Source organism: Microbacterium atlanticum (assembly GCF_015277815.1).
Lineage (GTDB): Bacteria > Actinomycetota > Actinomycetes > Actinomycetales > Microbacteriaceae > Microbacterium > Microbacterium atlanticum.
In genome coordinates this window covers 157,809-179,612 of the sequence record NZ_CP063813.1, presented here as the reverse complement: position 1 = coordinate 179,612, position 21,804 = coordinate 157,809, and the positions used below count along the sequence as shown (strand labels likewise).

General features: G+C 69.6%; 15 protein-coding genes. 6 read left to right on the top strand and 9 right to left on the bottom strand.

Annotated features, from left to right (window positions below):
• Window positions 1-19: 19 nt before the first annotated feature.
• Genes IR212_RS00835 through IR212_RS00825 form a run of 3 tightly spaced genes read right to left on the bottom strand, consistent with a single transcriptional unit; the run spans window position 20 to window position 2,030 of the window.
• A complete protein-coding gene (locus IR212_RS00835) occupies window positions 20-265 on the bottom strand; it encodes a hypothetical protein (protein ID WP_194397165.1) in 246 nt (81 codons plus the stop codon).
• On the bottom strand, window positions 262-960 hold the full coding sequence (locus tag IR212_RS00830) for a DUF2306 domain-containing protein (protein WP_194397164.1): 699 nt from the start codon (window positions 958-960) through the stop codon (window positions 262-264). Before IR212_RS00830 ends, IR212_RS00835 begins: the two co-directional genes overlap by 4 nt.
• Window positions 961-995: 35 nt before the next feature.
• Window positions 996-2,030: an NAD(P)-dependent alcohol dehydrogenase gene (locus IR212_RS00825; RefSeq protein ID WP_194397163.1), complete on the bottom strand. Its 1,035-nt coding sequence runs from the start codon at window positions 2,028-2,030 to the stop codon at window positions 996-998.
• A 186-nt stretch (window positions 2,031-2,216) separates the two neighbouring features.
• Between IR212_RS00825 and IR212_RS00820 the strand changes: the two genes are divergently transcribed.
• The 6 genes from IR212_RS00820 to IR212_RS00795 all read left to right on the top strand — a co-directional run bounded on the left by IR212_RS00820 (window position 2,217) and on the right by IR212_RS00795 (window position 8,111).
• The gene (locus tag IR212_RS00820; RefSeq protein WP_194397162.1) at window positions 2,217-3,221 is read left to right on the top strand and encodes an SIS domain-containing protein; all 1,005 of its coding nucleotides are present in this window, start codon (window positions 2,217-2,219) and stop codon (window positions 3,219-3,221) included.
• A gap of 18 nt (window positions 3,222-3,239) precedes the next feature.
• Window positions 3,240-4,523, top strand: a complete 1,284-nt coding sequence (locus IR212_RS00815; protein WP_194397161.1) for an ABC transporter substrate-binding protein — start codon at window positions 3,240-3,242, stop codon at window positions 4,521-4,523.
• 104 nt (window positions 4,524-4,627) lie between these two features.
• Window positions 4,628-5,506, top strand: a complete 879-nt coding sequence (locus IR212_RS00810) for a carbohydrate ABC transporter permease (RefSeq protein WP_194397160.1) — start codon at window positions 4,628-4,630, stop codon at window positions 5,504-5,506.
• 1 nt (window position 5,507) lies between these two features.
• Window positions 5,508-6,461 carry a carbohydrate ABC transporter permease gene (locus tag IR212_RS00805; RefSeq protein ID WP_194397159.1) on the top strand — a complete coding sequence of 318 codons (954 nt, stop codon included), beginning with the start codon at window positions 5,508-5,510 and terminating at the stop codon, window positions 6,459-6,461.
• Between the two features lie 4 nt (window positions 6,462-6,465).
• Window positions 6,466-7,377 (top strand): PfkB family carbohydrate kinase, encoded by a 912-nt coding sequence (locus IR212_RS00800; RefSeq protein WP_194397158.1) that lies wholly within the window; start codon window positions 6,466-6,468, stop codon window positions 7,375-7,377.
• An 11-nt stretch (window positions 7,378-7,388) separates the two neighbouring features.
• Complete coding sequence (locus IR212_RS00795; protein WP_194397157.1) at window positions 7,389-8,111, top strand: GntR family transcriptional regulator; 723 nt, start codon at window positions 7,389-7,391, stop codon at window positions 8,109-8,111.
• 63 nt (window positions 8,112-8,174) lie between these two features.
• Here the strand turns inward: IR212_RS00795 and IR212_RS00790 are convergent, their stop codons facing one another.
• The 6 genes from IR212_RS00790 to IR212_RS00765 all read right to left on the bottom strand — a co-directional run bounded on the left by IR212_RS00790 (window position 8,175) and on the right by IR212_RS00765 (window position 21,794).
• Entirely contained in the window at window positions 8,175-9,068 is an 894-nt protein-coding gene (locus tag IR212_RS00790) for an ABC transporter permease (protein WP_194397156.1), read from the bottom strand.
• Window positions 9,055-9,996, bottom strand: coding sequence for an ABC transporter ATP-binding protein (locus IR212_RS00785; RefSeq protein ID WP_194397155.1), 942 nt, complete (start codon window positions 9,994-9,996; stop codon window positions 9,055-9,057). The genes IR212_RS00790 and IR212_RS00785 overlap by 14 nt, the downstream gene beginning before the upstream one ends.
• 7 nt (window positions 9,997-10,003) lie before the next feature.
• The gene (locus IR212_RS00780; protein ID WP_194397154.1) at window positions 10,004-11,119 is read right to left on the bottom strand and encodes a LolA family protein; all 1,116 of its coding nucleotides are present in this window, start codon (window positions 11,117-11,119) and stop codon (window positions 10,004-10,006) included.
• A 73-nt stretch (window positions 11,120-11,192) separates the two neighbouring features.
• A complete protein-coding gene (locus IR212_RS00775; protein ID WP_194397153.1) occupies window positions 11,193-14,873 on the bottom strand; it encodes a hypothetical protein in 3,681 nt (1,226 codons plus the stop codon).
• Window positions 14,873-17,938: a hypothetical protein gene (locus IR212_RS00770; RefSeq protein WP_194397152.1), complete on the bottom strand. Its 3,066-nt coding sequence runs from the start codon at window positions 17,936-17,938 to the stop codon at window positions 14,873-14,875. The genes IR212_RS00775 and IR212_RS00770 overlap by 1 nt, the downstream gene beginning before the upstream one ends.
• Complete coding sequence (locus IR212_RS00765) at window positions 17,928-21,794, bottom strand: hypothetical protein (protein ID WP_194397151.1); 3,867 nt, start codon at window positions 21,792-21,794, stop codon at window positions 17,928-17,930. The genes IR212_RS00770 and IR212_RS00765 overlap by 11 nt, the downstream gene beginning before the upstream one ends.
• Window positions 21,795-21,804: the final 10 nt, after the last annotated feature.

The following is a 21,804-nucleotide window of genomic DNA, read 5'->3' as shown; positions in this document are numbered from 1 at the left end:
CGGCATCCGTGCCCTGTCGTCACGGTTGCCGGTCGATGACTTCGATCGCGCGGACGGAGAGGAGGATCACGCCCAGATCGCGGATCCTGCACAGGATGCCGTGCAGTGCGGCCTGGTCGGCGAGACAGCCGCGCAGCGTGGTCGTGCCGTCGGCTTCGCGCGTGAGTGTCAGCGGACCGAACCACTCGCCCCAGCGATCGTCGAGGTGCCGGTCGACGCGGAGCTCGTAGCCGGAGGGTTCGTCACTACGGCGCCCCGCGGTCATCGCCCTGCCTCCGCTCCGGCACCGCCGCGCCGGCTCGGGACCCGCGCGGCCCGCCGGCGGATCGCCCATTCCGCCACCGCGAGGTTGATCGCCCAGCCGGCACCGTTGAGCAGGGCCACGCTGAGCTCGCCCTTCCCGAAGAGCAGCTCACCGAAGCCGAGGGTGAACACCTGCGTCGCGGCCCCGAGCCCCAGGGCGAAGGCACGGATCATCCAGGCTCGGTGCTGTGGGAGCTTCCGGTGCCGGATGGCGAGGAATCCCCGCACGATCGAGACGGCCATGCCCGTCGCCGCAAGCAGGCGGAACGCGAACAGGAGGACGGACGAATCCGGCAGCGTCGCGAATGCCAGCCAGAGCCCGGAGAAGGCCGCGAGCAGCGCCCCCAGGATCGCGACCCTGCCGGCGATCCGGTGCCACGTCGGCCGGCGTCGCCGGAAACCGGCGGAGAACTGCAGGGCGCCGAGGGTGACGAACACGGTGGCGCCCAGCACGTGCAGCACCACGGGGAGCGACATCGCGCCCGCGCCAGCCGAGGCGGCTTCGGGCGCACCGACCGCCAGAGCTATCCGCCGGAGCGCGTTGGCGACGATCGGAAGGAGCCCGAGCGTGATGAGGCCGGCGGGCAGCAACCAGCCGGGGCGGCGGCGACGCGGCGGCCGGGCACCGGTCGCGGGGCGTGAAGCGTGGAGAGTCATCGGAGTTCGTCCCTCGTCGAGTCGCGGGCCGTCTGCTACTCGGAGCGCAACGCGTCCATCGGCGTCCGGCGCGCTGCTCGCTGTGCGGGCACGGTCGCGTCGGTGATCTGGAGGACGACACTGCCGCGCTTGTGCCCGGTGTCGACGTAGCGGTGGGCGTCGACGATGTCGTGCAGAGGGTAGGACCGGTCGATGACGGGTCGAAGGTCTCCGAGCTCGGCGAGGAGCATGACGTGCTCGAGGTCTGCGGCACGATAGCGGCCGGGGCCGGTGACGACGGTGATCCCGTACCGCCGGGCGTCCCGCTTGGCGCGGAGCAGCGAGCCGAGATCCGCTGCCACCAGGAGCACCGCGCCTCCCGGGTTGAGCGCGCCGTGCACGCGGTCGACCGGGGCGTTGCCGACGCAGTCGACGATCACGTCGTAAGTCGCGCCGTCGGCGGTGAAGTCCTCCGAGCGGTAGTCGATCGTCCGCCGCGCTCCGAGGCCGGTCACGAGGTCGTGGTTCTCAGTGCTGCAGACGGCCGTCACGTCAGCGCCCACCGCACTCAGGATCTGCACGAACGCGGTCCCGACGGCGCCGGATGCCCCGTTGACCAGCACCCGCGTGCCGGCCCCGACGCTGACTTGATTCAGGTAGGACTGAGCGGTGAGGCCGCCGAAGACGAGACTGGCCGCCTCGTCGAACGCCAGGTCGCGCGGCTTGCGCGCGACCGCGTCGGCGGCCTTCACGACGACGTACTCGGCATGGCCGCCGAAGCGACTGCCGAGCATCGCCACCACTTCCTCTCCCACGGCGAAGCCCTGCACGTCCGCACCGGTACGCTCGACGACGCCGGCGACGTCCATGCCGAGGACGGGCCTGCGGGGGCGGAAGAAGCCGAGCACGAGCGAGCTCGGGACGATCAGGCCGGCAGGGATGTCGCGGGAGCGCGAGCGGTGGTCGGCAGCGCTCACCGTGCTGGCGTGGACCCGGATGAGGATCTCGTCCGGGCGCGGTCGGGGGTCGGCGATGTGCTCGATGCGGACGACGTCGGGTCCTCCGAATCGGCGGTACACGGCAGCTTTCATGTCATCTCCAGGCGGTTCGTCGAGCTGGTCGAGCGGTGGTTCTGCCGAGCAACGTACGGACCGATGTGGTGACCGCGCATCACCACATGTGGTGATCTTCGCCACACGGTGCGCCGAGGAAATGCTTGCGCAGTCCTATAACGTCATATAACGTCTAGATACGTTCTATAACGAGAAGGGTAAACCGTGAGTTCTACTGTCGTCTCCACCGCATCGTCTGTCATCGAGGAGCAACTGGCCGCGGCCCGTGAGGCCATCGCCTCACGTACCGGCCTCTCCCGCGTGGTTCTCAGCGCCTGCGGGGGCTCATTCGCCGTGATGCTGCCGGGCGAGTACTTCCTGGGCACGTCCGCTGGCAGCCTCGAGTCCGTCGTCCTCAACGCGGCCGAGTTCATCTCCCGTGCGTCGGCGCGAGTCGACGCACAGACCGTGGTGATCCTGTGCTCGCACTCGGGCACGACACCCGAGACCGTGGCGGCAGCCCAGCACGCCCGCGAGAGGGGTGCGCTCACCGTGGCCTTCACTCACGAGCTGGACTCCCCGCTCGCACAGGCATCCGAGTTCGTCATCGGCTACCAGCACGGCGCCGAGAAGAGCGAGTCATACGTGGCGCCGGCGCTTCTCCTGCGTCTCATCGCCCGGATCCTCGACGATCGCGAGGGTGGGTCCTTCGTGGAGCCGATCGACGCCGTGGTCGCGTCCCTTCCGAACCTCGTGCCGGCCGCGCGAGCCGCTCACACCGAAGCTGCCGACCGCTGGGCGTTCGCCTCGCGACGCGAGGAGCTCATCTACACGATGGCCGCCGGCTCGAACTACGGCACCGCCTACTCGTTCGCCATCTGCCTCCTCCAGGAGATGCAGTGGGTTCACTCGGCGGCGATCCACTCCGGTGAGTACTTCCACGGCCCGTTCGAGATCACCGACGTGGATGTGCCCTTCATCGCTCTCCTCGGCCTGGACGAGACCCGCCCGGTCGAGCAGCGCGCCGTCGACTTCCTCACGAAGCACACCGAGAAGGCGCTCATCATCGACGCCGCCGACTTCGGACTGGACGGCGTCCACGAATCGGTCCGCGGCATCTCCGCGCATCTCCTCTTCAATCCGGTGCTGCGCACGTACGCCGACGCGCTCGCCGATCACCGTGGACACCCCCTGAGCGTGCGTCGCTACATGTGGCGCATGGACTACTGAACCGAAAGGAACCGCACAATGCGCACACGTGCTCGCATTGCCGCCGCCGCCGTCGGCATCGCTGCACTCGTTCTTCCGCTGGCAGCCTGCGCCGGGGGAGGTGCGGGGGCATCGGGAGACACCGTCGAGATCGACTTCTTCCACCGCTGGCCGAACGAGCCGAAGAACGCCTACTTCGCCGCACTGGTGGAGGAGTTCGAGGCCGAGAACCCCGACATCAAGGTGAACGTCGAGAGCGTCCTCAACGACGCGTACAAGGACAAGGTCAAGGTCGTCGCCGGGTCGGACAACGCGCCCGACGTGATGTTCTCGTGGAGCGGCTCCTTCCTCAACGAGCTCGTGGAGGGCGGGGCAGTGATGGACCTCGGCCCGTGGCTCGACGAGAACGCCGACGTCCGTGACAGTTTCTTCGAGAGCCAGATGGAGCCGATGAGCATCGACGGCGTGCAGTACGGGCTGCCGCTCGGAATGCACTCGAAGCTGTTCTTCTACAACGTCGACGTCTTCGGCGAGCTTGGCCTGGAGGCACCGACGACGTGGGACGAGTTCCTCGATGTGCTCGATGAGATCGAGAAGGCCGGGATGACGCCGATCGAGTACGGCGCAGCCGATCAGTGGACCATCGCGCACTACGTCGGCACGCTCAACCAGCGTGTCGTCGATCCCGAAGTGTTCGAGGGCGATCAGGATCCCGCGACAGGTGAGTTCACCGACCCCGGCTACGTCGAGGCACTCGAGCGCTTCCAGGAGCTCTCGTCCTACATGAATCAAGACATGACAGCGGTGACCCATGAGGTTGCGCGCAACGCATGGATCGCGGGCGAAGCGCCCATCATGTACATGCAGAGCGCCGAGGTCGGCTACTTCGGCGACGCGCAGTTCGAGTACGCGACGTTCAACTTCCCGTCCGTCGACGGCGGCAAGGGGGATCCGGGCCAGCTCACGGGCGCCCCGGAGGGGTTCGTGGTGTCGGAGACGACGCAGCACCCGGAGGAGGCGCTGCGGCTCCTCGCGTTCCTGGTGAACAAGCAGAACGGCATGCGGTACACGGAGGCGACTGGGGAGCTGAGCGCGGTGGACGGCGCTGTGGACGAGGCGGACGTCGCTCCGATCACGAAGGAGCTCGCCCAGGGCATCGTCGACGCCACGGCGATGACGACCTGGCTCGACAACGCCTACGACCCGCAGATCGTTCAGGCGTACCTGACCGAGACGCAGCTCATGCTCAACGGCCAGCAGACGCCCGCGGGTGTTATGAAGGCCGTCCAGGACGCCGCAGCCCGAGTGCGCGCGGAGTCCTGACCAGCCGGCGGAGCCGCCGCGCGACCTGTGCCCGCGCGGCGGCTCCGTAGCCCCGGTATGAACGTGCCGACATCCGAGCATTTCACCGACCGAGAGGAAGGCGCATGAACACTCGCGCCCGTACCTTCAACGTTCTCTACATCGCCCCGGCTCTCGCCCTCATCGGGCTGTTCGTCTACTACCCGCTCGTGTCCAATGTCGGATACAGCTTCTTCCGGTTCTCGGCCGGGTCCGGCGACATGCAGTTCGTCGGGCTGGAGAACTTCACCCGGCTGTTCACCGACCCGGTGATCGCGACCGCCCTGGGCAACAACACCCTGTACGCCGTCGTGTCCATCGTGTTCCAGGTGATCGGAGGACTCGTCGTCGCCGCCTGGCTCACCCATCTGCTCGGGCCGCGGATGGGGTCGTTCCTGCGGAGCGTCTACTTCATCCCCGCCGTCATCTCGATGACGGTCATCGCGCTCCTGTTCACCTTCGTGTTCGACGCGCGCGGCGGCCTGCTCAACGCGTTCCTCGAGCTCATCGGTCTCAGCGGTCTGCAGACCGCGTGGCTGGCGAATGTCGACACTGCGATGGGCGCGGTCATCAGCGTCTCCCAATGGCAGAGCGTCGGGTACGTCTGCATGCTGTACGTCGTCGCGCTGCAGCAGATCCCGGTTGAGCTGTACGAAGCCGCCTCCCTCGACGGCGCCGGCCGTGTGCGCCAGTTCTGGCACGTGACCGTGCCCCAGGCGAAGGAGATGATCTTCGTCGCGATGATCCTCACCGTGTCGGGCGCGTTCACGGTCTTCAACGAGCCGTACATCCTCACGCGCGGTGGCCCCGGCAACACAACCCAGGTGCTCGCCACCTACATGTACAACCAGGGCTTCTTCCAGAACCAGATGGGGTACGCCTCGGCGATCGCGACGCTGATCTTCGTCATCACGCTCGTGCTCTCGGTCATCCAGCTGGTCTCGTTCCGAAGCGGAAAGGACTGACATGTCGACTTCGAATGTGCGCGACGCCACTTTAGCCGTGCTCGACGACTCGCCCCGCACGGCACCGCTCGACACGGTCACCATCACCACCCGCAAGCCGCGGCGAGATCGCGGCCGCCGACGCCATCGCGTCAATCGGTGGAGCGTGTGGAACATCCCGGTCTACGCCGTGCTCGCCGCCTATGCGGTGGCGATCGCTTACCCGCTGTTCTGGATGGTGGTCTCATCGTTCAAGGCGTCGGCCGACATCTACGCTGACCCCTGGGGGCTTCCCGGCACCTGGCTGGTGGGCAACTACGCCGCCGCGTGGGACCGAGGGATCTCGGAGTACTTCCTCAACTCGCTGATCGTCACGATCCTGTCCACGGCCATCACGGTGCTGGTCGCGGCGCTGTGCGCCTATGGGATGGTGCGCCTAGCCAACCGCTTCGCCGACATCGTGCTCGTGGTCATGCTGGGCGGGCTGGTCGTCGCCCCGCAGGTGAGCCTCATCCCGCTCTACCGACTGCTCGACTCGCTCGGGCTGCTGAACACGTACTGGGCGATGATCCTTCCCTACGTCGCGTTCCGTCTGCCGATGGCGGTCATCCTGATCCGTTCCGTGTTCCTTGCGGTACCGACGGAGCTGGTCGACGCCGCGACCATCGACGGATGCCGGTCACCCCAGGTCCTTCGGCACGTCTACTTCCCCCTGAGCCGGTCGGTCCTCGTCACTGCGGCCGTCCTGACGGCGTACTTCGCCTGGAACGAGTTCCTGTTCGCGATCGTCTACGTCGACGCCGATGCTGTCCGCACGATCCCCGCCGGCCTGATGGCTTTCCGCGACGCGCTTTCCACGGACTGGGGTGTGCTGCTGGCGGGTCTTGTGATCGCGGCGCTTCCGATTGTCATCGTCTTCCTGTTCCTGCAACGTTATTTCGTCGCCGGTGTCGCCGCCGGCAGCGTGAAAGGCTGATCACGTGTACACCCCGGCGCAGCTTCGCGACCGCCTGGCCTCCGTCCCCGCGCCCTCCCTCGTCGGCATCGGCGACAACGTGCTGGACTGCTACCTGCACGAAGACCTGGCGTACCCCGGCGGGAACGCCCTGAACGTCGCGGTCTACAGTCGGCTGTTCTTCGGGGCGGACGCGGGTTTCGTGGGCATCTTGGGCGACGACCGGTTCGCGACGCACCTGATGAGCGTCCTCGACGAGCTTCACGTCGACTATCAGTGCGTTCGTCGAGCCCACGGCCCGAACGGCATGGCCTTCGTGTCGCTCGACGACGACGGGGATCGACGCTTCGTCGGCTCGAACTATGGCGGTGTCCAGCGTGGCCTCCGCCTGCGGCTCACCGAGCAGGACTTCGCCCACCTCGAGTCATACGACCGGGTGCACACGTCGGTGTACTCGGCCATCGAGCCGGAGCTGCCCGCCTTCACGGAACGCGGCATCCGGGTGTCGTTCGATTTCTCGGACGATGCGCCCGCCGGGCTGCTGGCTCGGATCGGTGCGCACATCGACGTCGGCTTCTTCTCCAGCGGGGCGCTGACCGAATCCCAGATCGATGACCTCGGGCAGGCCGCTCTGGAAGGGGGAATGAGCGTCGCCGTCGTGACCAGGGGATCCCGGGGTGCGAGCGCGTACACCGACGGTGCTCGGGCCGTCGCCACGGTGGCGCCCGTCGGTGCGGTCGATGCGCTCGGTGCCGGCGACGCGTTCATCTCGGGCTTCCTTGCGGCTCGCGCCGCGGGGGACGACATCGACGGATGCCTCGAAATCGCCGCGACGGCGGGCGCCCTGGCGTGCACGTACCGTGGCGCGTTCGGTTACCCTGTCGAGGCAGGCGACGACGCGCGTGCCCAGTTGGTTCGCCGATACGAGTCCGTCTAGAGAGGCGCACGATGGTCCAGCCCGTTGCGATGTCGCTGCACGAGCAGGTGCGCAACACGCTGCTGTTCGAGATCGAGACCGGCGTCTTCGCGGGAGACGGCAAGCTGCCGACCGAACCGGAGTTGTGCGAGCGATTCGGCGTGAGCCGCATCACCGTTCGTCGCGCAGTTGCCGACCTCGAAGAGATGGGCATGGTGACCAGGCGTCAGGGGCGCGGCACGTTCGTGGCCGCAGAGCGCCCGTCGCTGGGGACCATGGCGATGGGTGGCTTCTCCGACCAGCTCAGCGCTGCCGGTCCGACCTCCCGTCGCATCGTCGAAGCCACCACGACCGCCGCAGACGAGGCCACCGCGCAGCGGCTCGGCGTGCGGGCAGGATCTCCCGTCTTCCGGCTGATCCGCGTGTTCCTGCTGGACGACGTTCCGCTGTCGCTTGACGACAGTTCCTACTCGCTTGAGCGGTATCCCGGCCTGGACACCATGATCGACGACGCGACGTCGACGTACCGCGTCCTCCGCGAGACGTTTGGTGTCCACTTCCACGAGGTCGAACGCCGGATCGGCGTCAGCTTCACGACCGTCGAAACGGCGCTGCTCCTCGACCGCCCAGAGCACGACGCGCTGATCAGGATCGACAAAGTGGCCCGCGACCGCAAGGACGCCATCATTCACATGTCGACGGTCGAGGTCGTGCCCTCGCGGCTCGAACTCCGGATGACCGCCCGCGAGGAGTGAGACCGCGCGGTTCCGCCGCCCACATATGGTTGCCCCGCGCCGGGCGGGCGGGACACTGCGAGGCTATGTCAGCACATCCCGGGTGGTGAACCGCCAGACGGCGAGTGCGCCCGCGAGTGCGATCCACACCGCCTGCAGCAGGGCGTTGTCGAGGAACGAGTCCCACGAGATGGGTGAGCGCAGCAGGTCGCCGAAGTCCAGCCAGCGGTCGGTGAACAGGTAGGGGTGCACCGCCGACAGCTGCGGGATCTGACCGACGATCTGCGCCGCGACCGCGAGGATCGCGGTGGCCGCCATGGCGCCGACCGGCACGGTCGTGAGCGTCGAGAGCAGCAGACCGATCGCCGTGAGCCCCAGCATCGACACCGACACGTAGGCGACCACGGCCACACACCGGGCCAGCCCCTCCCCGAGACTCACCTGCGTGCCGCTCAGCAGGGTCAGCGGTCCGGCGCCGAAGAGCACGGCGCCGACGATCACGCCCACCGCGACGACCGTGAAGGTGGCGACGACGCAGAACACGGCGGCGGCGACGTACTTGACGGCCAGGAGCGCCACGCGCCCCGAGGGTGCCACCAGCAGATAGCGAAGGGTGCCGAGGCTCGCCTCGCCGGCGATCGTGTCGCCGGCGACGACGCTGACGGTGAGCGGAAGGAAGAGCGGGATCGCGATCGTCAGCGCGGCCAGTCCGACGAAGACGCCGTTCTCGGTGATCTGGTCGAGGAACGCCGGCCCACGCCCGGCACGGGCGCCGCCCGCGATGAGCACCGCGACGCCGAGGAGCACGCCGATGAGCCCGAGGGCTCCGAGCATCATCCACGTGCGCAGGCGGCGGAACAGCGTCGCCAGCTCGCTCGTGAGGAGACCTGCGATGCCGCTCCCGCGGCCGCCGCGACCGGGAGCCGACGCCGTCGGCGGGGCGTCGGTCGGGCGAGCGGGAGCATCACGCGACGACATCGAAACCCTGCCCCGTCAGCTCGACGAACCGGTCCTCGAGGCTCGTCCGCTCGACCGTGATGCCACGCACGCGCACGTCCGCGCGCACGAGGGCCGCGACGAGGTCCTCGGGCTCGGGCCCGTGCGCGCCGAGTGTTCCGACCAACGTGTGGGGCGCGGCATCCGTCGTCTGGATCCCCGCGCTCGCGAGCACCTCTCTCGCCCTCGCCACATCGGGTGTCTGCAGCTGCAGACGACCCGTGCCGTCGCCGCTGCGCAGCTCGTCGAGGGTGCCGGATGCCACGAGCCGCCCCGCGCTCATGATGCCGGCGTGCGTGCACACCTGCTCGACCTCGGCGAGCAAGTGGCTCGAGACGAACACGGTCGCCCCCTCCTCGGCGAGGGAGCGGATGAGCCCGCGCACTTCGCGCATGCCCTGCGGGTCGAGCCCGTTGGTCGGCTCGTCCAGCACCAGCAGCTCGCGGGGAGTGAGCAGGGCGTTGGCGATGCCGAGGCGCTGCTTCATGCCCAGCGAGTAGGCGTGCACCTTCTTGTCGGCGGCCGAGGTGAGTCCGACGCGCTCGAGGGCGTCCTCGATGCGCCGGCGACGGGTGGCGGATGCCGCATGCCGGCCGGCCGCGTCGAACCGCTGCAGATTCTGTCGACCGGTGAGGAACGGCGCGAACGCCGGGCCCTCGACGAGCGCGCCCACCCTCGGCAGCACCGCCCGGATGGCGTCGGGCACGGGCCGCCCCAGGATGCGGGCCTCCCCCGCGGTCGGACGGATAAGGCCGAGGAGCATCCGGATCGTGGTGGTCTTGCCGGATCCGTTCGGCCCGAGGAACCCGAACACCGAGCCGTGCGGCACGTCCAGGGCAACGGCGTCCACGGCCGCCTGCGCGCCGAAGCGCTTGGTCAGCCCGGAGGTCTGGATGGCGAGGTCGGTCACCGCGGGCTCAGTCGCCGGCCGCGACCTGCGCGAGGTGATCCGCGTCGACGGCTCCGGCGAACACGCGCCCGTCGTCGGCGAAGAACACCGTCACGAGCGCCGTCTCGAGCACGCGTCCGCCGGTCACCGGACGCGTCAGGCTCTGCAGGTTCGCCCCGTCCATGCCCTCGACGCCGGAACCGCTGGTGGGCGCCGGCGGCAGCTCGACGACGGCGGTCCAGCCCTCACCGTGCACGACGGGCCGGGCGGCGGCATCGGTGTCGACCTCACTGTCACCGGGGTGATCGTGGTGGGGTGCGGAGAGGGTCTTCTCCTCGACGGTGTATCCCGAAGCAGGCGTGTACGTGAGCGCCGCGGGGTCAGGCGCCGTATAGGAGACGTCGGTGAAGGCGATCTCGAACGCGGGCTGGTCAGCGCCGCGGGCGGTGACGGATGCCGCGAGCGCAGCGCCCGTCTCGCCGTCGATGGCGAACCGCACCGCGCCGATGAGGCTGGCGTCGTCGTCCGGCGCGAGCACGAGCTCGTACACCTCACGCCCGGCCACTCGCCCGTCGGTTCCGACCGAGATCTCGGTGGATTCGTCGAGCGTCGCCAGCGCGTCGTCGAGCATCTGCTGCGGGGTCTCGACCGGCGCGTCGGGCCGCGGCTGCGGCATGCCCGGGTCGATCTCGACCGTGTAGCGCGTCGCGGTCTGGGCCTCGGAGTCGACGAACCAGCCTTCGCCGGCGGTCCGGTCGACGTACACGTTGCGCTCGGCGAGGCGATCGAGCACCTGGAGCCGCGACTTGTCGCCGTCGAGGTAGATGTTGGCGGTGTGCGAACCCGTCAGCAGATCGATGGCGTCATCGGCGCCGGTACTCGCATCCTCGTCGTCCGACCCCACGATGCTCGAGAGGTCCGGCAGACCGAGCTCCGACGTCTGCTCGATCGTGCCCGTCAGCGCCGTGACATCGCTCGCGGCGGCGAACTCGAGCAGTTCGGCGGGCGTCATGTCGGGGAGGTTCACCTGGGCATCGGCAGCAGTCGGGATGACCACGGCCGCGGCGACGGCCCCGGCGAGAACGAATGCGCCGGTGATCGGAAGCCAAGGGGCTGGTGACCGGCGCGGATGCCGCCTATCCATGGGGAAAGGCTACGCCTGCGTTGCGGCGCGCGGGCTGGGAGATGGATCTGAGAACGCGGCTTGCGGCCGCGCGCTACCCCGTGGCGCGCAGGGACGCCTGGGCTCCTGCCGGGGAGGTCAGGATCAACCGGGCGGCGAACGGCGACGCCAGCGGGATGAGGATGTCGTACAGCGTGGCACCGTGCGGCCCCTTCCGGTACGCGAAGCGGATACGGCGGCCCGCCGGATACAGGGGACGCAGCGGCAGCTCGAGCGACCCGCCACCGTCCATGCGGATATTGCTCAGAGCGATGGAGGCCGTGAGCGCCGGGCCGAGGGACGGACTGGGCACCGGAACAACAACTGGCCCGGTGGGGAGATGCAAGGTGCCGCGCCGAGCGGCCGACACAGCGAGGGTGTACGGCGGGGTCGCGGTCCTCGGGACCGTGCTCGATACCGTCACGACGCTCACGGATGCCGACACGGCTTTGACCCCTACGAGCGCGAAGTCGGGCGGCTGGGGCGCCGTCCACCCGGCAACGGTCGTGACCTCCACCGACGAGCGACCGAGCGGGTCGACGAGCCGGAGCCCGACATCGACCGGGTCCGAGGCATCCGTTCTGGTGAACCAGATCGCCAACGGCGTCCGACCGTCCACCCTCGTCCCGCGCGTGACGACGGCGACCCCCGGTGCGGGAGCCGGCGGCGGCTCGGTCGCTGAGACCGCCGAGAGCGAGGAAGGCACGACGGCTTCGAGCGTCGCCGCGGTGACGGAATCGCCCGTCGCCGCCGCGATCAGGTGAGGACCGAAGTCGGTGTCGGGGATCGGCGCCGCGGTCGACGTCCGCGCGACGAGCACGGTCCGGTCGGGCGTCACGGCTTCCACGACGAGCGGATCGAGATCGGGCGGCGTGGACGGCGGGACGCGGACGGTCACGATGTCGGACGCGGGCGAGAGCTGACCCCGCCACCCTCGCTCCGGGATGGTCGTCGTGTCAGGCTCCGCCGTGGTTCGCACGTACCAGGTCCGCCAGCTCGGTGTGAGAGCGTCCGACCAGCGGGCGCGATACAGCGGGAGCCCGGTGACGAGATCCCTGTCGCCGGCGGCGGGAGGGTCGGCAGGTGCAGCGGCTGTGACGAGCTGCGGCGCTCCCATCGAGTCGGCTCGCCGCGCCGCATCGAAACTCTGCGTGCGGTACACGCGGAAGCGCGAGACAGGCACCTCGCTCGGCACCTCGAGGTCGATCTCCACTCCCGCCGGTGTGATCACAGGGCGAGCGAGCGGCTGACCGGGGACGACGACCCGCGGTGCGATGAAGACCTGCGTGAAGTCCTGCGTGGCCGTGTTGATGGGCCATGGCGAGTCGGCCCCGGCCCGCGTCGTCGAGGTGACGACGAAGAACTGGATGCTGCGCGACCCACGAGCCAGAGCGATGTCAGCCTCGCGCCGGTCGCCGGGAACCTCCAGCACGCGCCGGAAGGCGAGCCGGCACGCCTCGGGCCGGTCGATCAGGAGCTGTCTCAGGGCGACGAGCCTCGCCCCGGCTACCGTGCGCGGGTCCGGTTCGGGCACTCCGCATCGTTCGCGAAGGTACTCCTCGCTCGCCTGCCAGATGACGAAGGACTTGGCGTTGTTCGGCGAGGGCGCGCCCCACACGACGGCGGCGTGGGAGCGGCCGTCCGAATCGGGCAGGCTTGCAAGGGGGACGCCGGGCAAGCGTGTGATTGCCGGGACGACCGGCACCGGGCTGCCCACAGAACTGACCATCGCACGAGCCGGATCGGTCGGGCCCCACACACTGGGGGTCGGGCCTACGACGAGCGACCTCCTAGCCCACAGGTCGACGCCCCAACGGTCTGTGACCGCGAAATCCAGGGGCGGGAGCTCGACGTGCACGGCGTAGCGACGGGGCTCCCCCTGCCCTGCTCCGAACGTGGCGGCCGGCACCCCGTTCGCGTCGAGAGGCGAGACGGTGCATCCGACGCCGGTGGGCACGTCGCCCGCGAAGGACAGGGAGAACGAGTGCCCGAAGGCGCCCGGTGGTGCCGTCTCGGGGCCGATCCCCGCGGGAGGCTGAGCCGAGGGGGAGCTCATGGGGTAGAAGACCGCCGACAGGTCGACCGACGACGTCGAGCGTTCGCGCCACTCGACGACCACTTCGACGTCGAGCGTGGCCGGGCACTGCGGAGTTCCGGCGTATCGACTCACGAGCGTGAGGTTCGCGAGCATGGGCGGGGCCGCCGCCGGCTCGGTGCCGGAGTAGATGCCCTCGCTCCACGGCGACCACACGCCGTAGACGTCGGAGTGCGCCGCAGCGTAGACCTGCTGCCGACCGCCGCTCCCGAGCGGGATCTCAGCCAGAGGGTCGACCGACGAGTGCAGGACGTCTCCCGGGGCGAGAGGCGGGAGATTGGGGATGCGCCAGCCGTCGTAGTCGGCGTCGAACGGGAAGAGCGCTTCCGCTTCGAAGGCGCCGAGCGACGCGCGCACGGGCGCGAACTGCGTGACGTGGACGCTGCCGGCAGCGGCGGGCAGCGGCGGCCATGTGCTCCGCACGTTCTCCCGCCACGGGGCGTCACGGCTCACGGGGGGCTGCGACGAGTAGCGCGACGGCACAAACGGCATCGGCGCCGGGGTCTGGCTGTGGGGTGCGAGCGGCGCGTAGGCGGCGTACTCCCCCTTGGGGAGCTGCACCTCGACGTTCCAGCCGGGTCCGGATGCGCGGAAGACCGGTCCCGGGGTGTATCTGGCCGTGACGAGGAACTCGGGCAGCGGGGGCAGCCGCACGCCCTCGGGCATCCCTGCCGAGGGGTACGCGGTGCCGAAGCCCAGTGCGAGGTTCATGAAGGGGTCGGTCGTGGCGGGCACGACCAGCAGCGGCCAGGGAGCCGCATCGATCACCGCCGGCTGCCCGGCGCCCGCGGGGCCGTCGACTTCGATGGCGTTCCGCAGCGCGGCCTGCTCATTCTCTGGGAGTCCCGCTCGGTAGAGCGGCGCGATCCGGTTCAAGAACTCATGCTGGAGCAGGTCGACGAGCCGCGCCGAGTCGGGCGCTTGCCATGGTGGCGCCGCCATGCCGGACGGCAGTGCGGGAAACCATCCTGCCCGGGGCGCCCCGCGCGCCAGGCGATCGACAGCGGCATCCCGGGCCTCCTGCGGGGTTGCGACCAGACCCTGCTTCCACCCGTCGTAGTCGGTACCCGCAAGGCCCGCCTCGTCGATCGGGAGGCCGACGTGCTCGATCTCCTTCCAGTCGTCGGCATCCACAATCGCGTTCAGCGAGACGATCTGCACGACGGGGTCGTCACCGCTCGAGACGTTCGTCAGCAGAGCGCAGGTGGCGCCCGGTGTGCGCATGTCGACGCGCACCCTCCCTCCTGCGGGCATCACCGAGCGGATGGCGGTGATGGACTCCTCCGTGCGCGTGCGCCAGAACAGCGTGATCGTCACGGGGCTGGTCTGACTCACGGCCGCGACATCGATCAGGACCCGGCCGGCCGGCTCCCTCCATGACAGCTGCATCCCGTCACCCACGGGCGTGAGGTCCACCTCGACCGACTCGGCAACCTCGTCTGGTGCCGTTCGAGCCCAGACGGTGAAGACCCCGTGCGGCACGCCCAGGTCTTTGTGGCACGCCCATGAGAGCCTCGGGGTCCACTCACGCTGATCCTCCTCGCGACGTTCCTCCACGCCCTCGTGCGCCGTCACGATGGCCTTCCAGTCGATCGCGACTGCCTCCGCCCGGAAGAACTCGGGGTTCGCGAGGCGATCCATCAGTCCTCCACCTCCCACGGCGCGGCCCCGAGCGGGACCGAGAGCAGCGGCGTCCGCTTCTCGGCGGGTCCGGCCGGGCCGTCAGGGTCGGTGACGAGGTCCAGGCGCAGACGCTTGCCGCGGGAGCCGGACTTCAGGAAGACGATCACGCGCGTGCCGCCCGGTGCCGTGACGATGCGGTCGATCGCCGCGTCGGTCGAACCCGGTTCCGGAGCGGAGACGGATGCCGCGACCCGCAGCCAGCGCGACGGCGCACTCGTCCAATAGTGGTGGGTCGGGTCGGGATCGGCGGCCGTCGCCGGAACCTTCTGCGGCATCGACCGTGAGCGCACCACCTCCTCGCTCGACTCCACCACGATCGCGATCGGCTGTGGCTCGGTGTCAGTGCTCCACAGCACCTGCAGGGCAGGAAATCCCGGTACCTGCGGCGCGCCGAGACCCGCCTTCTCGAAAGCGTCGTCGATGGCCGCGCCTGAGACCTCGCCGACGAGACCCGACAGTGCCGACGGCACGAGCACGCCGCGGCCCTCTGCGCGCGACTGGCCGACATACGCGGCGAGCTCCGCTTCGTCGGCGAACCGGCCGGTACGGAAAGGCACTCGGTAGACGATGTCGCCCCGACCGCCCGCAGCCTTCTTCCGCGCATGCACGTCCAGCAGGTACTCGGTGAGGGGTTCGAAGACGTAGGGGATGGTGACGGTGAACGTGCTGCGATCGAAATGCGAGGCGTCGAGGCATCCGAGCTCCACGACGAGACCTTCGACGGCTTCACGCCACGGAGACGTCACGCCGTAGGGATCGGCCAGCGTGGCGAAGGGCGATGCGGGCGTGAGGGGCACGTGCGGGGCGGGCGGCGAACTGCCGTCGGCGAGGCGCGGATGGATGCCGGAAGCTGCATGCACGACCGCGAACAGCTCGAGGTCATACGCGTCGAAGAGCGCCGCGACGCGCTGCGATGAGAAGGTGAGCGACACGCCGGCGCGAGTGAAGACGCCGATCTCGTCCTTCGCGGGAATGGTGGCCAGTACCCAGGGCGACAGGTCCGTGACCACGTCGGAGGGGATGCCGGCCTTATGCTTCGTGCGGAAGGCAAAGCTCTGCGACTTCGCGACGGTCTGCGCAGCGGGCAGGTCCGACGGCGCCAGTGTGGCAGCGGGGGGCTGGCCTGGCAGCGGGCTGTTCGGGTCGCCTGTCACCGGGATCCACGTCGCCGTCCAGTCCACCTCGACCGCGTAGTTGGTGCCCGGGCTGAGGAGCGGTTCGCTGCCGGCCGGCTGGGTCAGCGCTGTGCTGAGCGCCTGCTGGTCGGCGTTGAGCGTCGTCACGTCCCACTGGAAGCGGTGCGTCTCGGACGACAAGCACGCTTCGACGGCGACGACGTAGTACGGCGGGAACGGCGGGTGCTCCTCCGTCCGCTCCCAGCCGATCGCGATGCTCGTCGCCTTGCCGCTCAAGCCTTCCAGGTGCACGTAGGCCTCGAAGAGGCCCTCGCTCACCGCCACCCGCCCGCCGAGGGTTGTCGCCCGGTGCACGGGTTCGACCCAGGGGTACCCCGGTTTCGACCAGTCGGCCGGGATCGACGCCTGGGTGGGCACCTGGTGTGCGCCGGTCACCGTCTCCCTGCGCACCTCGTTACCCTCGGCATCGCGCGCCCACACGATGAGCCCGTGTTCGAGCCCGATGCGGGGCACGAGCAAGAGCATGCCGACGTCTTCGAACGCGTCGGGCGAGGTTTCGTCGCCCGCCCCGAAGACGACCGTGTCGCGCAGCTCGTGCGGCACGAATGCGGACGCCTGCCACGCGTCACTCACAAGGCTCTCCGTCTGCGAGTCTCCGTCCGGCGCCGGCTTGGGGGAGTCACCCGCCGGTGACCGCAGGATCTGGCCGAAGCATCCGGCGTCAGGAGTGGCCCGGTCGCGGCCGCCCGCTGCACGCGCGAAAGCCGACACGACGTCGGGATCCCATGCCGTGTCCTGCCGCACCGCCGGGAAGTCGAACAGCGATCCGTCCTGGGCCGCATGCGCAGCGAGTTCGGCGAGTGCCGCCTCACCGCTGGGCCACCACCGGGTGCTGAAGCCCGAAAGGCGGTCAGGCGTGCTCGACATCTTGAGCGTTTCGACGTCGTCGCGCTCCTTTCCGTCGAGGCAGGGCACGGCATCGCCCACGACCGCCGCCGGGTCGGTACCCTGCAGTGCGTCCACCGGCGGCGCGATCCGCCACGCTTCGCGCACGCGCAGTCGCGTCGACGGCGGCGCGGTGCGCACGGTGTCCGGCTCATCCGGCCACGGGATTCCGATGAGCTCCCAGCCGGATGTGCTCGGGCCGAGAGGCTGGCCGTCGAACGTCCACAGCACCGGCGCTGGGCAGGCCGCCCGGCTGCACAACCTTCCCCAGCGGTGCTGGACCGTCGTGGTCAGTGCTTCGCCGTACGGCACCGCGGCCGGGTGGGCGTCGGGCGTCCAGTTGAGCAGCGCCAACTGCAGCGAGGTCGACTCGGTGTCGTTCTTCTGCACCCACCACACGCTGGCCGTCGACGCGCCGGGCGCGGGGGGCGGGATGAGCGGCCCGCCGGTCAGCCGCACCGCGACGACCTCGTACCGCCACCAGTGATCGCCCAGCTGCATCCACGGGTTGGCGGGCGCGCCGGCGTAGCTCCCGAGCACGGCACCGAGCACCATCGCCTGATCCGCCTTGGGGAGGGTGAGGAATGAGACGACGGGGATGGCGTCGATGGGGACGTCGACCGGCAGCGGCCCCGTCCCCTCGACGGCCTTGGCGATCACGCCGTCGACGGGTTCGCCCGCCGCGGAACCCTCGAGCAGAACGTGGATCGACCGGGCGACGAGCCCGACGCCCGTCACCAGATCCTGCACCGGCGGCGGATCGGTCGGCGGCTGGCTGCCGATCGTGAGCTCGACCGAGCCCTCGACGCTGAAGAAGAAGAAATCCACCTTGCCGCGCACCTCGCCGTGCACCCAGAGGGCGTCGGTGGAACCACGGTAGATCACGTCGAGCTTCGCGCTCGCCGTGATGCTGACGATCCAGAGCCGCAGCTCACCGCTCACCGCTCACCGCGACGATCCCCCCGACATACAGGGGGTCGGGGGCGAAGAGCGCATCGAATCCGGCGGCCGCGCGGAAGTAGAGCCCCAGGTGCGTGCTCCCCATCAGCACGGCGTCGATGTGGAAGCCCGTCGCGAAAACGAGCCCGTCAGAGCTGAGCGGGGGTTGGGTGGGAAGCGTCAGTCCGTCGCCATGCACCTCCAGGTAACCCGACCCCTCGAAGGTGTCGAACACCCGTACGGTCGCCGGGTGGTCGTGGCTCCCGAGCTCCAGGTACCAGTGGGACGTCCGCCGCGTGTCGAAGAACGCCGTGACCGGAACGGTGATCGACAGGAACAGGCCGACGCGGTAGTCGACTCGTAGCGCGACAAGGATCGTCCCGCGGCCGAAGTCGAGGTCGATCACGGCGAGGATCGTGGCCGACGTATCGCCGAGCAATCCCGGCAGTGCAGGCGACAGCACGTTCGCGAGGGCCATCAGGGTCAGCTGCGGCCCGGGAACCGAGATGAGCAGCACGCCCTTGAGATCGAGCGTGAAGCCGGCGTCGACCGTGCCGAGCACCAGGCCCGCGCCGAACGAGTAGGCGTCCTTGGCGTAGTGCCAGGCGGCGGGCGTGAAGAGATCGTCGTCGCGCAGATGCGTGATGGCCCAGTCCAGCGCGGGCAGTTCCGCGGTCTCGTCATACGTCCGCGCGAAGTTGATGCCCATTCCGCCGAGGAAGCCGTAGATGCCGAGTCCTGATGCACCGAGAAGGATCGGTGCAGGGAACTCCACGGCCGCGCCGAAGAGGATGCCGATGGCCGGACCGCCCGAAGGATCGGGATGGATCGTGAGCGTCGCCGCGATGCGGATCCCGACTGAGGTCACCGACACGTCGAAGCCGCCGCTGATCGCGTCCTCCGAGATCGCGACGAACCCGGTGCCGTGCAGCACACCGGGCACGTCGAGGGTCGCGGCCAGCCGCGAGATGCTGATGTCAGGCGTCCCGTCGCCGGCGAACGCCGCACGCACCGTCGCGGTGTCGATCGTGAGGATCCCGAGTTCGAGCCCGAGGCCGAACTGCACCTCGACGAACATCGGGTTGTCGCGGCTGACCTTGAAGCCGAAGATCCGCAGGATCCGGTCCAGCGGCGGCTTGGCCACGAGCGAACCGTCGGGCGCGTCGATCGTGTAGCCCTTGCTCGGGTCGAAGACGGCCCGGGGCGCGAACCCGGGGTCGGCCGCGCCACCCCACTGCGCGCCGACGCCGATCGCCTTGTATCGGGCGCTCATCGGCTTCCCGTCGGCCGTGCGGATGATCTTCAGGTCGAAGTCGAACTTCGTCTCCACGTCGAAGAAGATGCTCACCGTGTAGCCCGCCGCGGCGTCGCCCGTGGAGCCGTCGGCGCTGACGATGCCGTCGCTCACTGCGAGCTGTCCGCCGTTGAGCATGATCTGCTGCGTGTCGATCACTCCGAATGCACCGACCGCAACCGTGCCCAGTGCGACGACGGCGCCTGCGGAGGGTGAGAGATCGGCCACGCCCGCTGTCAGCGGGGCGAGGATCGCGAGAGCGCCGACCGAGTCGATGACGAGGTCCGGGATGCCGTCGCCTCGCCGTCGTCGGTACAGACCGTCCTTGTCAGCGTCGTGCGCTCGGAACTCGGCATCCGTCTGCCACGATTGCCGGTCCTCGCTGATGCGCAGGCGCACCAGGAAGTCGACGATTCCATCGGCCGGATTGTCGGCGCGCTGCTGTGCCGTCAGGCCGAGACCGGGCCGGGCCTGTTCGGCCGCGGTGGAGAGGTCGAACTCGCCCCAGATCTCGGCGCGGATGAAGGTGTCGCGGAGGATCTCGACGCGCGCGCCGATGCGGCGGAAGCAGTCCGGCTGCGGCGGCCGCGACGGTGTGGGGTCCTTCTGGGTGTTGTCCCCCGCCCAGGTCTGACGCCGCGCCTCGAGATCGGCGGTGACGATCGTGGTCGGCGCAGCCGTCGCCCACGCGCGGGCACGCCACCAGGCGCCGTCGCCCTGCGCTGGGGTGCTCGCCGTCGCCGGGTCGGGCCGAGGCGGCACGCCGTCGCGGGCGTTCACGGCACCGAACGGGGTTCCGGGGGTGACGTTCGTGAAGCCCGCATCGCGCAGGATGGCGATGGCCGCATCGCGTCGCCGCTGGCTGAGGTCCTTGTTGTACTGCGCCTGATCCGTTTCGTAGGACGCGTAGCCGTCGACGGTGAGCTCCGTCGTCTTGTCGATGTACGTCGCGAGATCCCGCGCCGCATCGACGTAGCTGCGCGAGGCGGCGTGCTGGTCACGTCGGGGCGACTTCTGGTCGCGGGTGTTCGCCCGGTTCAGCGCCCAGTGCGGATCGGTCAGCTCGCCCTTCTTCGGGTGGTCGAACAGGAAATAGCAGTCGCTGACGACGGCGGGAAGCCCGGTGACCGTCGCGGTCAGATCGCTCGTCAGAGGGTTGGTCGCGCTGAGTGCGGAGATGTCGAGGGTGACGGATGCCTCGTCCGCGGCGCCGACGATGGACACGGCCGAACTCGTCCAGGCGATGGTCGCCGTCACGGGCGGCTCGGGTTCGAGTCTGACCACTGCCGGGTCGAGCGAGACGACCATCAGGCGGAACGGTGTGAGGGCGCTGGTCGGCGTGACCGAGAGCGACGTCACTCCCCCGCCCGTGGCACCGCCCCCACCGCCTGCCGCCGCGAGCGTGGTCCGCACCGTCAGATGCTTCGTGATGCCGGCGGCCGCGTCGACGACCGTGACCTCGATGGTGGTGCCGCCCGCGGGCGTGGTGATGGCGGCTCGCGTTCCGAGCACCGTCGAGGCGTTCGACGGCGAGATCGTCACGCTGTTGGCGCCCGATCCTCCGCGGGTGTCGATGAAGAGCGTCGACAGCGCCGGCACGGTCGCCGTGCCGCGGGCGGGATCGGCGGACGGGTCGGTGACGACCACGGGGATGTGGGTGCCGGTCTCGGTGAGGAAGTGGGCCGAAACGACGAGCTCGGCGGCATCGACGACCTCCGCTTCGAAGATCGCGGTGAGACCTGCACTGGCTCCCGTCCCGATGTAGACGTCGCGCGCGGCCGCGGTGATGTAGAGATCTTCGAGGCCGGGCGGTTGGACGAACAGCCGGGCCTCGGGCAGGTGGAAGCCCTGCCAGGAGGCCGGCATCGCGCGCGCACCTGCGGGTAGCCCGGCCGGCCCCGACTCGGAGCTGAGATCGAGCACCGCTGAGCGGAAGCCGATCCCCACCACCCCCTGAGGTCCGACCATCGCGTACGGCGGCTCCATCCGGACGAGGTCGTAGATGCGGTCGGCGGGGCTGCCGGTCGTCGAGGCCGAGAGGAAGTCGAACTGCACGACCTGCCCTGCCAGCTGCATGAGGCGCAGCCGCAGTCCGCCGACGATCATCCGCACACGGTCGACCGAAGGATCGGCAAGGAGGCGCGCGTTGGCGGCATCGTACTTCGCCGGTGTGAGGAAGGGCAGGTGCACGGCCACCACCGGGCTCGTCACCACGACGCGCCATCCGCCGTCATCGACACCGCCGCTCTGGTGCAGACCGATCTCGATGCGGAGATTCGGGTCGACGAACTCGATCGGAGTCCCGCCGCCCGGCACGCCGCCGAAGCCGTCGAGCTGCACGAGGGTGTCGGCGCGATAGTCCTTGGTCCACACCCGCCAGTCGCCGTCGGATGTCGGGCCGCTCGCTCCCCCCGCCCTCAGCGCGGTCTCGAGCGCCGTCAGGACACCGCCGTTCTTCGCGGCATCCGGCAGATCTTCCCACTGTGTCATCGCGCGCCTCACTGGGCCGAGCACTGCATGTGGTTCCCCGCCTGAGAGGCTAGGACCTCGGGATGCCGCGAACAAGAGCGGTCGC

Coding starts and splice junctions, on each gene's coding strand:
- IR212_RS00830 (WP_194397164.1), bottom strand. CDS start 960: ATGACTCTCCACGCTTCACGCCCCGCGACCGGTGCCCGGCCGCCGCGT.
- IR212_RS00795 (WP_194397157.1), top strand. CDS start 7,389: ATGGTCCAGCCCGTTGCGATGTCGCTGCACGAGCAGGTGCGCAACACG.
- IR212_RS00825 (WP_194397163.1), bottom strand. CDS start 2,030: ATGAAAGCTGCCGTGTACCGCCGATTCGGAGGACCCGACGTCGTCCGC.
- IR212_RS00815 (WP_194397161.1), top strand. CDS start 3,240: ATGCGCACACGTGCTCGCATTGCCGCCGCCGCCGTCGGCATCGCTGCA.
- IR212_RS00805 (WP_194397159.1), top strand. CDS start 5,508: ATGTCGACTTCGAATGTGCGCGACGCCACTTTAGCCGTGCTCGACGAC.
- IR212_RS00775 (WP_194397153.1), bottom strand. CDS start 14,873: ATGGATCGCCTCGCGAACCCCGAGTTCTTCCGGGCGGAGGCAGTCGCG.
- IR212_RS00810 (WP_194397160.1), top strand. CDS start 4,628: ATGAACACTCGCGCCCGTACCTTCAACGTTCTCTACATCGCCCCGGCT.
- IR212_RS00835 (WP_194397165.1), bottom strand. CDS start 265: ATGACCGCGGGGCGCCGTAGTGACGAACCCTCCGGCTACGAGCTCCGC.
- IR212_RS00780 (WP_194397154.1), bottom strand. CDS start 11,119: ATGGATAGGCGGCATCCGCGCCGGTCACCAGCCCCTTGGCTTCCGATC.
- IR212_RS00790 (WP_194397156.1), bottom strand. CDS start 9,068: ATGTCGTCGCGTGATGCTCCCGCTCGCCCGACCGACGCCCCGCCGACG.